Below are 12820 nucleotides of genomic sequence, written 5' to 3'. Positions count from 1 at the left end.
CCGAGGATGTGGGAGCGCAGGCAATCGTTGCGAATGGAGGTCACGCGGGAAGAGTTCGACCGGGGTTGCGGCCCTTCCCACCGATTATTGAAATAGGATGCCTGGCAGGGGGCATGCATGACCATGCAGCACGCCCGCTCGGAAGCACAACGGGTCTCGTCTCCTGCCGGCGCCAGGGTCAGCCCTAGGACGACCGCAGGCCCATTGGACATCTCGTCCAGATGGTTGCCGCTTGCCGCCGCCGGCTCCGTTGATAGCAACGTCGCCGCGTACAAGAACAAAAGAGCCAGAAGCCGAAGCATTCGCTCACACCCACCGCAGTGTTCGTCCGTCTTGTCGACACCGAGCGCGTCAGAATCAACCTGGTGCACGCGCCCGTCGTGTGAACCTCACCATCGCAATCAACGACAAGTCGACCTTCGCCGCATTGATCCTGATCAAACGCGCGATGCGGGCAGAAATGCCGCGCGAACGGATCGCCCGGCGGCGGCCACAGGTCGCCTTGCTATTTGATTGATTGAGGTTAAAGCCCGACAAGGAGTTCGCTGCTCCAATGGCATTTGGATTCCATTCATCCGGGTCAGGCATGGCATCCTCGATTTCACCCCTGCGGCAGCCGCCGCCCATTGCCATCCTTGTCGTGGTCAGCGGCAATAGAGTGATGCTGAGCCCGTTCTTTGCGAAGAGCGACGGCCTGCTGGTGCTGGATCTGGCCGCGGCGACCCGGTCGTTTCAGCCCAACAATCAACGTACCGGACAAGCGACATGCGACCTGGTGCTGCGCAGCGGGGTCAACAGGTTCATCTGCAGCTTCGTCGCGGTGCCGGAAAGAGACAGGCTCCTGGAGGCCGGCCTGGACGTGCGCATAGGCTCCTGCTCATGCCCGGTCGTCGACCTCGCGCGCGATTTCGACGGGCTCCCCACGGCTTGAGAGGCGCATGTCGGGCCGTCCCTGCCCGCTCGCCATGCCGTCGCAACATCCGCCCAAGGACTTTAACCAAGATCAAGGAATTGGCGCCCCGACCCGGCGCATTGTGCAGCCATGACTTCCGAGCGTGCGCGCTCCTGCCTGGGGACTGACCATGGAAAAGAGAACACCGGACCAACATCAGGGCGAGAAGCCACGGCAATTTTCGCTCACCGCCAAAATCGCATTCGCCGGCCTGCTCGCCGCTGCGGGCGTCTATGTCGTGGCCGACCGGGCGAATCTCCTCGCATGGCTGCCGTTCCTGGTCATCCTCGCCTGCCCGCTGCTGCACATGTTCATGCATCGCGGCCATGGCAAGCATGGGAGCCAGCCACGGCAACCGTCATCTCCAGCGGATAGGGAACCTCCGCACAGGCATTGAGTGGGGGTAGGCCTCTTCGAGGCGCCTCGACGACGGTCCCGACCGGCAGGACGCGACCAGTGCCGCCGTCCTCGGGCACCACCGGGACGCGCCGCGCCCGTCGGATTTCCATAGATTGCCGCGGATCGACCTGATCAGCGCAGATGTTCGTCGGTGAAATCGAGGCGTACGGGCTTGTCCCGGCCCGGGACGCTCACCTCGACAGCGATCTGGTAGCGGTCGGCGCCGGCGAAATCGACGAAGCCGCCATAGGTCACCGTCCCTGCGATGGCCATCGGTTCGAACGAGACCCGCTTGCGGCCGACATGGCCCAGGCCCGAGATCGTCGCGGCCACGGTCGCGTTCTCGACGCGGTCGCCGCTCTTGGCGTCGAACACGGCGACCACGACATGCCGCACATGAGCGCCTGCGGGTGCCCCGCCGTGCATTGCGGCTTCGGCATGCCCCGCCGGGTGCCCCTTGACCACCGCTGCGGGGATGATGCCCAGGTAGACGGCCAGTCCGTCGGCCGTCTGGTAGCCATCGCCGGCCCCTGCCCCATCCACCGACAGCATCAGGCCGATCGCGGCTCCGGCGAGCGCCGAGATCGCGCCACGTCGTGTAAATGCAGATTGCGCACCCATACTGGTCAAGACCTTGAATTCGTTGGCTTTGGATGTGTTCTCGAAGGCAGGCGCGAACAATACTCGCGCCTGCCCTACCCAACCGTCACGCCGCGTAGGCGAAGGTCGTCATCATGCCGGTCGCCATATGATAGAGGTGGTGGCAGTGGAACGCCCATTGTCCGGGATTGTCCGCATCGACCGCGATGGTGACCGAGCGGCCGGGAGGCAACAGGACCGTGTCGCGTATCGCGCCGGAGAAACGCGCCCCGTCGATGGCGACGACCTGGAAATGATGCCCGTGCAGATGCATCGGATGGGCCATCATCGACTTGTTCGCCATGGTGACCTCCACCCGCTCTCCGGGCGCGACCGTGATCGCGGGGGCGGCGGCGAGGCTCCATTGGTATGGCGTCATCGAACCGCCCAGTGCCAGGTCGAAACGCCGGTCGGCAGTACGTTCTGCCAGCGGCGAAACTGCGCGGAGCCGGGCCTCCAGATCGAGGTCCAGGACAGGCCCTGCCTGATCGCCGGCCGGGGACAGTTTCGCAACCGGAGCGTCGCCGACCCTCAAGATGAAGCCCGTGCGCTGGACCGCGCCTTCGCGCAACGCAAGCACGGGGAACGAGCGTTTTCCGGCCGGCAGCTCCAGCCTCACGTCGACCCTCTGTCCCATGGACACTGGGAAGCGCCGGCCCGTGACCGGCTCTACCGGCTGGCCGTCCACGGCAACGAGGGTTCCCTGCAATTCGCCGAGATCCAGCGTGAAGGCCGTCGCAGTGGCGCCGTTGATGAGCCGCAATCTTACGCGACCGCCCTTCTCCACTGAAATGATCTCGGGATCATCGAGCGTGCGGTCGTTGGCGAGGTAGGCGTCGTACTCGATGTCGTTGAGATCCATGGCAGCGCCGCCGCCCGACATCTGCATGCCATCCATCTGCATGCCGTCCATTTTCATGCTGCCCGCAGCCTGGCCCTGGTCGCCATGGCCGCCGCCTTTCAGCTTCTCGAGTATCTCGCCCGCTGGGGTGAACGAGAAATCATGCAGGAGGACAACCACCTCCTGTTCGTCGCGGCCGTCGTCGCGCGGATCGGCGACGATCAGGGGAGCCGCGAGAAGCTGCTGCTCCTGCAGGGTGTGGGCATGCATCCAGTTGGTGCCGGGCAGAGCGACCGGAAAATCGAACGACCGCTCGGCGCCGGCGTCGAGCAGCGGCATTGGCGCGCCGGCAACCCCGTCGCTCGGCCAGGGCGGCGTCAGTCCGTGCCAGTGGACGATCGTAGGCTCGGCCGCCTCGTTCGCCAGGAGCACGTTGAATCGCTCGCCGGCGCGGATGCGGATGCCGTGACCGCCGTCCTTCTGCTGCAGCCCGAAGACTGTGGCGGCGCGACCATTGACCTCGATCGTTCGCTTGACGACCCGCAGCAAGGTGGGCTGGCCGACGCTCGTCGATGAGGGGTTGGCCGCGGCAGCCCTCATCAGGAGTGTCGGAGCCGAAGCCGCGATCGACGCGGCAAACGATGCCTTCAAGAATGACCGTCGGTCCATTGCCATATCCTTTCGTCGACGGACTATTTGGCGCCGCGCGCGGCGTCGCCCGAGCAGCAGCCACCGCCGTGCTCATGGGCAGGCTTCCGTTCGGAGCCGCCGCAACAGCCGCCCGATGCCTTCGGGGCGGCCTGCGCCTTGTCGCCGCAATGCCCGGCTGTCGCAGCGTGGTCGTGCGCATGCTCTTCGCACCCGCTGTGGACGTGATTGGCTTTCGTTTCAGTGGTCATGGTCATTTCCCTTTGCTGGTGTTGCCTTGGAGTCGTTCCGGCGCGACGTCGTGGCTCACTGGCCGCGCTCACGCAGCCATTTCTGCATCTCGTCGATTTCGCCCTGCTGGGCCTTGATGATGTCATTCGCCCAGCCACGCACCCGCTCGTCGCGGCCGTGCTGCAGCGCTGCCTTCGCCATCCCGATCGCCGCCTGGTGATGGGCGATCATCCCCTTGACGAAGGCCATGTCGGGGTCCGTCGCGACCATCGCTTCCATCATCTGGGCGTTCATGCCGCTCATGGCGGCCATGTAGGCCTTCGATGCTTCGGGCAGGCTGTTCATGCAGGCAGTCATCTGCTGGCTGATGTCGCCACCCATCATCTGCTGGCCCATATTGCCGCCCATCATCTGCTGCCCCCTGCCGCTCATCATCTGCATCATCTGCATCATCGGAGCGCATGGTCCTGTCATGGCATCCTGCTGCGGCGCAGGCTGGGCGCCGCTTCCGGCCTTGGGGTGGTGGGCGTCGCTTTGGGCCAGGGCCAGGCCCGGCGACATCGTCAGCCCGATCGCAAGTGCCACACGTGCAGCGTATTTCATGGGGGCATCCTTTCCATCGTCCATCAGCGCTCGACCTGGGCGACGCACGCGAGGCCCTTCCTCGCCGTGGCCATCGTCCCAACGGCTTCGAGCCAGGTGATTGCCGTCATGAGGGAACGATAGGCGGAGATGCGACCGCGGGATTTAATCTAGATCAAAGATAAGCAGTCCCCCGGCGCTCATTGTCACGACCACGGCACGAAGAGCGGGCGGCAAGAATCGCAGCGCAGGTCGAAGGAGCGGATTCCAATCAGCGGTCCGGCCCGCCGCAGGGATTTGGGGGAACATCGCTGCTCCCCGAACGCACAGGGGAACTTGCCATGACCTCTATTTCAGACACTTCGCAGAAGCGGCGCTTCCGATTCCCGACCGCCTTCACGATCCTTTTCGGCCTGATCATCGTCGTCGCCGCGCTGACATGGATCGTCCCGGCCGGCCAGTACCAGCGCACCCTCAATGCGGCTCTCGGCCGCGAGGTCCCTGTCGCCGGCACCTACACGCTCACCGATCCCAATCCCCAGGGCGTGTTCGACGTGATCATGGCCCCCATCGCCGGCCTCTACAATCCGGCGACCAACCAGGCCAACGCCATCGACGTCGCCTTGTTCGTGCTGGTCATCGGCGGGTTCATCGGGGTGGTCGCCTCGACCGGCGCCATCAACGCCGGCATCGTCCGCGCCATGACGGCGCTCCGGGGCCGCGAAAAGTGGATGATCCCGGTGCTGATGGCGCTGTTCGCCTTCGGCGGCACCACCTACGGCATGGCGGAGGAGACGCTTGCCTTCTATGTCCTGCTGATCCCGATCATGATCGCCGCCGGCTACGATGCCGTGACCGCCGTCGCAATCATCCTGCTCGGGGCAGGCGTCGGCGTGCTGGGCTCGACCGTCAATGCCTTTGCGACGGTCATCGCCTCCGATGCCGCCGGCATCCCCTTCACCCAAGGCATCGTGCTGCGTTTCGCCATATTGGGCCTCAGCTGGCTTGCCGCGGTCGTCTACGTCATGCGCTACGCCGAACGGGTACGCCTCGACCCCTCAAAGTCGCTCGTCTACGACCGCAAGGCTGAAAACGAGGCGCACTTCCTCTCGACCCAGGTGGCGACGCTGGAGTTCACCGGCCGGCACAAGTTGATCCTCACCGTCTTCGGGCTGACCTTTGCGGTGATGATCTGGGGCGTGCTGCTCGGCGGCTGGTGGATGGGCGAGATGAGCGGCCTGTTCCTGGCATCGAGCGTGCTTGTCGGGCTGATCGCCCATCCGGGCGAAGCGAAGTTCGTCGATGCCTTCCTGAGCGGGGCGCGCGACCTGCTCGGCGTTGCCCTCATCATTGGCCTGGCACGCGGCATCGTCGTGGTGATGGATGCCGGAAAGATCACCGACACGATCCTGAACTGGGCCGAGCTTTCCGTCGCCGGGCTGCCGCAGGTCGCGTTCATCAACGTGATGTACTGGATCGAGGTGCTGCTTTCCTTCTTCGTGCCCTCGTCCTCCGGGCTGGCGGTGCTGACCATGCCGATCATGGCCCCCGTGGCGGATTTCGCCGGCGTCGGCCGCGAGCTGGTCGTCACCGCATATCAGTCCGCCAACGGCCTGGTGAACCTGATCAACCCGACCTTCGCGGTAGTGATGGGCGCGCTGGCCATCGGGCGCGTCCCCTACGAACGCTGGCTGCGCTTCATGTGGCCGCTGCTTCTCATTCTCACCGTCATCATCGCCGCGAGCCTCAGCCTCGCAGCCCTGCTGAGCTAATTCCAAAGGAGCCTTTCATGTCCATCGCCTATGGCGTCCACTCCGAAGTGGGCAAACTGCGCCGCGTGCTCGTCGACCGCCCGGGTGCCGCACTGTCGCGGCTGACACCGTCGAACTGCCGGGAGCTGCTGTTCGACGACGTCATCTGGGTCAAGCAGGCCCGCGTCGAGCACATGACCTTCGTCGACGCCATCCGCCATCGCGGCGCGGAGGTGGTCTTCCTGCGCGAACTCCTGGCAGACACGATGAGGATCCCGGAGGCGCGACGCTGGCTGCTCGAGCGCCGCGTCAACGAGGATACGGTTGGCGTCGGGCTGTCCGACGAGCTGAAGGCGCATCTGATGGATGTCGATGCGGATGCCCTGTCCATGATCCTGATGGGCGGCATGAGCCGGGCCGAACTGCCAATGCAGCCCGGCGGCCTGCTGGCGCCGGTGCTGCGGCCGGAGGATTTCGTCCTGCCCCCGCTGCCCAATCACCTCTTCACCCGCGACACCACCTGCTGGATCTATGGCGGCGTCACGCTCAATCCGATGCGCTGGAACGCCCGCAAGCTGGAGACCGTCAACATCGCCGCAGTCTACCGATTCCATCCGGATTTCCGCGACGCGGGCTTCCCCGTCTGGTGGGGCGACCCCGACCAGGATCATGGCCTGGCGACACTCGAGGGCGGCGACGTCATGCCGCTCGGCAACGGGCTCGTGCTCGTCGGGATGGGCGAGCGCACCACCCCGCAAGCCATCGGGCAGCTGGCCCGGTCGCTCTTCGCCCAGGGCGGCGCCAGCCATGTGGTCGCCTGCAAGCTGCCGATCGAGCGCGCCTCCATGCATCTCGACACGGTCTTCACCTTCTGCGACCGGGATCTCGTCACCGTGTTTGCCGAGGTGGCCGACAGGATCGAGCCCTATTCGATCCGGCCCGGCGAGAAGGCCGGCACCCTGGATGTCCGCGCCGAAAACCGGCGCCTGGTCGAGGTCGTGGCCGAGGCACTCGGCCTGCAGAAGCTCCGCGTCGTCGAGACCGCCGGCGACGCCTACATCGCCGAACGCGAACAATGGGACGACGGCAACAATGTCGTCGCGCTCGAGCCCGGTGTCGTCGTCGCCTACGACCGCAACACCTACACCAACACCCAGTTGCGCAAGGCGGGCGTCGAGGTCATCACCGTGCCCGGCGCCGAGCTGGGCCGCGGCCGCGGCGGCGGTCATTGCATGACCTGCCCGCTGGTGCGCGACCCGGCCTGAGGAGGACGACATGCCAGTCAATCTGCAGGGCCGCAGCGTCCTCAAGCTGCTCGACTTCACCCCCGACGAGATCCGCTTCCTGCTTCGCCTGTCCGCGTCGCTCAAGCAGGCCAAGTATGGCGGCTACGAAAGCCAGCGATTGAAGGGCAAGAACATCGCCCTGATCTTCGAGAAGGATTCCACGCGCACCCGGACGGGCTTCGAGGTCGCCGCCTATGACCAGGGTGCCCATGTCACCTATCTCGGGCCGACAGGCACCCAGATCGGCAAGAAGGAGTCGATGAAGGACACGGCGCGCGTGCTCGGCCGCATGTATGATGCCATCGAGTACCGGGGCTTCGGGCAAGAGCAGGCCGAGACCCTGGCCGCCTACGCCGGGGTTCCGGTCTACAATGGCCTGACCGACGAGTTCCATCCGACGCAGATACTCGCGGATTTCCTGACCATGCGCGAGTTTACCCGCAAGCACCTGTCGCAGATTGCCTTCTGCTTCCTCGGCGACGCGGGCAACAACGTGGGCAATTCGCTGCTGGCCGGAGCCGCCCAGATCGGCATGGACGTCAGGCTCGGCGCGCCGAAGGCATGCTGGCCGGACGAGGCCCTTGTCGCACAATGCCGCGACATTGCCGGCAAGACCGGGGCGAAGATCACCTTGACGGAAGACCCGGTCGAGGCCGCGCGCGGCTGCGACTATGTCTACACCGACGTCTGGGTGTCGATGGGCGAGCCGGATTCGGTCTGGGCGGAGCGGATCGAGCTCCTGACGCCCTACCGCGTCACCACCAGGATCATGGCGGCGACCGGCAATCCCCACGCCAAGTTCATGCATTGCCTGCCCGCATTCCACAACCGCGAGACCGAGATCGGCGAGAAGATCTTCCGGCAGTTCGGCATAGACTGCATGGAGGTCGAGGAAGCGGTGTTCGAATCGGAGGCGTCGGTCGTCTTCGACCAGGCCGAGAACCGCATGCACACGATCAAGGCCATCCTGGTCGCCACATTGGGTGCGTGAGATGCTGATCGTGGTAGCCTTGGGCGGCAATGCCCTCCTCAAACGCGGCGAGCCGATGACCGCCGAGGTGCAGCGCGCCAATGTCCGCAAGGCGGCGCTTGCCCTCGCCGACCTCGCCAGGGAGCACAGGATCGTCGTCGCCCATGGCAACGGCCCGCAGGTTGGGCTGCTTGCCCTGCAGGCCGCCGCCTACACCGACGTCGCGCCCTACCCGCTCGACATACTCGGCGCCGAAAGCGTCGGCATGATCGGCTATCTGGTGGAGCAGGAGATGGCGAATGCGCTGCCGCAAGGTGCCCGGCTCGCCACGCTCCTCACCCAGATCAAGGTCGACCGCAGCGACCCCGCCTTCGACAAGCCCGAGAAGCCGATCGGCCCCTCCTACGACGCGGCCGAGGCGAAGGAAGTCTCCCGCCTGCACGGCTGGCCCCTCGTCGAGGAGAGCAAGGGGCGCTGGCGCCGGGTGGTGCCCTCGCCGCTGCCACGCAAGATCACCCAGATCGACACGATCCGGCTCCTGGTCGACAACGGCGTCACCGTCGTCTGCGCCGGCGGTGGCGGCATTCCGGTCATCGAAAACGGGGCCGGCGACCTGGTCGGCATAGAGGCCGTCATCGACAAGGACCGCGCGGCAGGCCTGCTCGCGGACGAGCTCGCGGCCGACGCATTCCTGATGCTGACCGACGTCGAGGCCGTCTACCAGCACTGGGGAACGCCGCGACAGGCTCGGATCAGCCGCGTCCGGCCCGGCGACCTTGATCCCGCTTCCTTCCCGCCCGGCTCGATGGGCCCAAAGGTCGAAGCCGCGATGGCGTTCGCGGCCAAGGACGGCCGGATTGCCGGCATCGGCCGGCTCGAAGATGCCCGCGCTATCCTCGAAGGCAGGAAGGGAACGCTCTTTTCCAGGTGACCGGAGGCGCCCGCCCGCCCCTTCCCCGGTCCACCACATGCGTCCGGCGCGTCGATCGCACCGGATTTAACCTGGATCAAGGACTGCCGGCCGGCGATCGGAAAAGATCGGTCACGATAGAGCCCAACCGCATTCGCGGGGTGGGCGGGCACCAGACCGAGTAGGTGATTTCCAGATGCGCCTCATCCTGCCGATGCCGGGCAACGAGACCTTCGCCAGCGATCTGGCCATGAGCGGGGGATGGGAGCTCGGCCGCCTTGAGACGCGCCGCTTTCCCGACGGCGAAAGCTACGTGCGCATCCTTTCGGACGTCGCCGATCGCCCCGTCGATCTCGTCTGCACCTTGGCGCGGCCGGACGAGGGCTTCCTTGGCCTCGCCTTCGTCGCCGACGCGGTCCGCAGCCTCGGGGCGTCCGAGATAACGCTGATCGCCCCCTACCTGGCCTATATGCGCCAGGACCGCCGCTTCCAGTCGGGTGAGGCCGTCACGTCGAAGACCTTCGCGCGCCTCGTGTCCTCCACCTTCGACCGGCTCGTCACGGTCGACCCGCACCTTCACCGATATCCGGCGCTGTCCTCGCTCTATGGAATCCCTGCCGTGGCGCTGCACGCCGCTCCCCTTTTGGCCGACTGGATCGCCGCCGAGGTCGCAAGCCCCCTGGTCATCGGCCCGGACGAGGAGAGCGAGCAGTGGGTTGCAGCCATCGCGGCGCGCATCGGCGCACCCTACGCGGTGCTGCGCAAGGTCCGGCACGGCGACCGCAATGTCGAAGTCGCCATGCCCGACCTCACGCAATGGCGCGGGCGCCAGCCGGTTCTCGTCGACGACATCGCCTCGTCCGGCCACACGCTGATTGACGCCGCGCGCCAGCTGCCGCTCCAGGGCCTCCCACGGCCGGTCTGCGCAGTCGTTCACGGCATCTTCGCCGAGCAGTCCTATCGCAACCTCCTCCAGGTGGCCGACCGCATCGTGTCGACGGATTCGGTCCGGCACGAAAGCAATGCCATCCGTCTCGCGCCGCTGATCGCCGGGACCATCGATGCGCTCGGCGCAGCCGATGGCGATCTCGTGCGCCACAGGCGCCCGCCCGAGCCGCTGGATGAAGTCGAGGGGGCCGGCTTCGACTCCTTTCCGGCGAGCGACCCGCCACCATGGACGAGCGGCGTCTCCAGGCCCGGCGAATAGACCCGACACCAAAGCTAAGGTGGCAGACATCATGACTGACAGACCTTCATCCGCATTCGAAACCTGGCGCAGGGGCCACGGCCCCATCGTCCACTCCGATCAGACGGTGGAGCGCATCGGCCGATTGGCATCGGACCGACGGTTCGACCCTGAAAAGCTCTACGGGCTGCTTGCGGCCGCCGACAGGCTGGCCTGCGCGGCGATGTGGACCGTCGTCCACATGACCTATGCCCGCCGGGTCGACCTGTCCGGCGCGCCGCTCGCGCGGGAGGATTTCAAGCATTCTCCGGAAGGCCATACCGGCGGCTCGCTCAACATGGTTCCGGCCTTCGTCGGCTATCTCGCCGCCAACGCGCTGAGCGCCAAGACCAGATCATGGGTGATGGGCCAGGGCCACTGCGTCGCCGCAGTCGAGGCAGTCAACGCGCTGACGGGCGATGTCTCGCCTGCACAGAAGGGCCGCTATGACCGGACGGAAAGGGGCCTGTCGCAGCTCGCCGCCGACTTCTACTCCTACGCGATCGACGCCGAGGGCCGGCCGGCCGTTCCGATCGGCAGCCATGCGGGACCGAACACCGCCGGCGCGATATCCGAGGGCGGCTATCTCGGCTTCGCCGAGGTGCAGTACGCCCACATGGCGCTGCCCGGCGAGAGCCTCGTCGCGTTCCTGAGCGACGGCGCCTTCGAGGAGCAGCGCGGTTCGGACTGGACGCCGCGCTGGTGGCGCGCCGAGGATTGCGGACTGGCGATACCGGTGATGATCCTCAACGGACGGCGGATCGAGGAACGAGCCCAGATCGCCCAGCAGGGCGGCACCGGCTGGCTCGAGACCCATCTGCGCCTCAACGGCTTCGATCCGATCGTGATCGACGGCAGGGATCCGGCGGCATTCGTGTGGGCGATCCTCACCGGCGAGGGCCGGCTGGAGCAGTTCCGCGACAGCCCCGATCGCCGCTATCCGGCGCCTGTCCCCTATGCGATCGCCGAGACGGTCAAGGGATTCGGCTTTCCGGGTGCCGGCACCAACGCCGCGCACAACCTGCCCCTCGGCGGCAATCCGTCCCGCGACGAGGCCGCCCGACATGCGTTCAACGAGGCGGCCAGGGCGCTCTACGTATCTCCCCAGGACATCGAACGTTCCGTCGCAGCGCTGGCCACCCACCAGGCCCAGGGCCGGCCTCGCGAAAGCGGTCACCCACTGGCTGTCAGGCATCCCGCGGCGCCGAGCCTGCCCGAGCCCAGATGGGCGACGCTGGATGCGCCCGCCGATTGCGCCATGCACGCGCTGGATCGCTGGTTCGTCCGCGTCGTGGACGCCAATCCACAGTTGCGGCCACGCGTGGGCAACCCCGACGAACTGAGTTCGAACCACATGGGTGCAACGCTCGAGCGGCTGCGGCACCGGGTCAATATCGCCGAGCCGGGCATCGCCGAGGCCAAGGACGGCGCGGTGATCACGGCCCTCAACGAGGAAGCCGTCGCCGGGGCGGCGGTCGCCAACAAGGGCGGCATCAACCTGATCGTCAGCTACGAAGCCTTCGCCATGAAGATGCTCGGCGGCTTGCGCCAGGAGATCATCTTCGCGCGCCGGCAGCGCGAGGTCGGGCACAAACCCGGCTGGATTTCGGTTCCGGTCGTGGTGACCTCGCACACCTGGGAAAACTCCAAGAACGAGCAGTCCCACCAGGACCCGACCATCGGCGAGGCGCTGCTCGGCGAGATGTCGGACACCGCGCGCGTGCTGTTCCCCGTGGACGCGAACAGCGCGATGGCGTCGCTGCAGTCGGTCTACAAGGGCCGCGGCCAGGTCGCTTGCATCATCGTGTCGAAGCGCGACATGCCAAACCTTCTCGACGGTGCGGCGGCGCAGCGCTTCGTCGCCACGGGCGCGGCCCATGTCGAAGGCGATCCCGCAGCCGCCGACTTCCAGTTCGTGGCCATCGGCGCCTACCAGCTCGAGGAAGCGCTCAAGGCGGCCGAAAGGCTGAAGGCGCGCGGCCGGCGGGTGGCGGTGACGGCGGTGTGCGAGCCGGGGCGCTTCCGCATCCCGCGCGACCCGCTCGAAGCCGCCTTCACCGCAACCGACGAAGAGCTCGCCAAGCTCTTCCCGCCGCACCTGCCGCGCCTCATCGTCACCCACACCCGGCCCGAGCCGATGATCGGCCTGCTGCGCCGCCTTGACGGCGGACCGCTGCGGACCGATGCGCGCGGCTACGTCAGCCGCGGGGGAACGCTCGACGTGGCGGGGCTCTTGTTCGCCAACCGCTGCTCCTGGGCGCATCTCGTCGACGGCGCGGCAACGCTCGCGGGCTGGCCGCGCGACGGCCTGCTCACACCTGCCGAGCGCGCCGCGATCGACGGAAACGGCAATCCCGCCGACCTCAAGACACCAGGGAAATGAGAT

At 66.7% G+C, this 12820-nt stretch carries 13 protein-coding genes; 9 read left to right on the top strand and 4 right to left on the bottom strand.

Annotated features, from left to right (window positions below; genetic code table 11):
* The first annotated feature begins 382 nt into the window (after positions 1-382).
* From AmiPiv_RS01770 to AmiPiv_RS01760, 3 genes are all read left to right on the top strand, one after another.
* On the top strand, positions 383-517 hold the full coding sequence (locus tag AmiPiv_RS01770) for a hypothetical protein (RefSeq protein ID WP_340035528.1): 135 nt from the start codon (positions 383-385) through the stop codon (positions 515-517).
* Positions 518-553: 36 nt separating this feature from the next.
* Positions 554-931 carry a hypothetical protein gene (locus AmiPiv_RS01765; protein WP_340035527.1) on the top strand — a complete coding sequence of 126 codons (378 nt, stop codon included), beginning with the start codon at positions 554-556 and terminating at the stop codon, positions 929-931.
* 151 nt (positions 932-1082) lie between these two features.
* Positions 1083-1349 (top strand): DUF2933 domain-containing protein, encoded by a 267-nt coding sequence (locus tag AmiPiv_RS01760; RefSeq protein ID WP_340035526.1) that lies wholly within the window; start codon positions 1083-1085, stop codon positions 1347-1349.
* A 134-nt stretch (positions 1350-1483) separates the two neighbouring features.
* Here AmiPiv_RS01760 and AmiPiv_RS01755 read toward each other — a convergent pair whose 3' ends face one another.
* The 4 genes from AmiPiv_RS01755 to copM form a co-directional block, all read right to left on the bottom strand.
* Positions 1484-1981 carry a hypothetical protein gene (locus AmiPiv_RS01755; RefSeq protein ID WP_340035525.1) on the bottom strand — a complete coding sequence of 166 codons (498 nt, stop codon included), beginning with the start codon at positions 1979-1981 and terminating at the stop codon, positions 1484-1486.
* A gap of 76 nt (positions 1982-2057) precedes the next feature.
* Entirely contained in the window at positions 2058-3500 is a 1443-nt protein-coding gene (locus AmiPiv_RS01750; RefSeq protein ID WP_340035524.1) for a multicopper oxidase family protein, read from the bottom strand.
* Between the two features lie 23 nt (positions 3501-3523).
* A complete protein-coding gene (locus AmiPiv_RS01745; protein ID WP_340035523.1) occupies positions 3524-3730 on the bottom strand; it encodes a hypothetical protein in 207 nt (68 codons plus the stop codon).
* Positions 3731-3785: 55 nt separating this feature from the next.
* Positions 3786-4313, bottom strand: a complete 528-nt coding sequence (gene copM / locus AmiPiv_RS01740) for a CopM family metallochaperone (protein ID WP_340035522.1) — start codon at positions 4311-4313, stop codon at positions 3786-3788.
* A gap of 320 nt (positions 4314-4633) precedes the next feature.
* Between copM and AmiPiv_RS01735 the strand changes: the two genes are divergently transcribed.
* From AmiPiv_RS01735 to AmiPiv_RS01710, 6 genes are all read left to right on the top strand, one after another.
* Positions 4634-6064, top strand: coding sequence for a YfcC family protein (locus tag AmiPiv_RS01735; protein WP_340035521.1), 1431 nt, complete (start codon positions 4634-4636; stop codon positions 6062-6064).
* Between the two features lie 17 nt (positions 6065-6081).
* On the top strand, positions 6082-7308 hold the full coding sequence (gene arcA, locus AmiPiv_RS01730; protein WP_340035520.1) for an arginine deiminase: 1227 nt from the start codon (positions 6082-6084) through the stop codon (positions 7306-7308).
* 10 nt (positions 7309-7318) lie between these two features.
* A complete protein-coding gene (gene argF / locus AmiPiv_RS01725) occupies positions 7319-8320 on the top strand; it encodes an ornithine carbamoyltransferase (protein WP_340035519.1) in 1002 nt (333 codons plus the stop codon).
* A gap of 1 nt (position 8321) precedes the next feature.
* The gene (arcC, locus tag AmiPiv_RS01720; protein WP_340035518.1) at positions 8322-9230 is read left to right on the top strand and encodes a carbamate kinase; all 909 of its coding nucleotides are present in this window, start codon (positions 8322-8324) and stop codon (positions 9228-9230) included.
* Positions 9231-9405: 175 nt separating this feature from the next.
* The gene (locus AmiPiv_RS01715; RefSeq protein WP_340035517.1) at positions 9406-10416 is read left to right on the top strand and encodes a ribose-phosphate pyrophosphokinase; all 1011 of its coding nucleotides are present in this window, start codon (positions 9406-9408) and stop codon (positions 10414-10416) included.
* Between the two features lie 31 nt (positions 10417-10447).
* Positions 10448-12817 carry a xylulose 5-phosphate 3-epimerase gene (locus AmiPiv_RS01710; protein ID WP_340035516.1) on the top strand — a complete coding sequence of 790 codons (2370 nt, stop codon included), beginning with the start codon at positions 10448-10450 and terminating at the stop codon, positions 12815-12817.
* Positions 12818-12820: the final 3 nt, after the last annotated feature.

It is taken from the genome of Aminobacter sp. Piv2-1 (genome assembly GCF_037625995.1).
Classification (GTDB): Bacteria; Pseudomonadota; Alphaproteobacteria; order Rhizobiales; family Rhizobiaceae; genus Aminobacter.
This window is presented reverse-complemented; position numbering and strand designations above follow the sequence as displayed.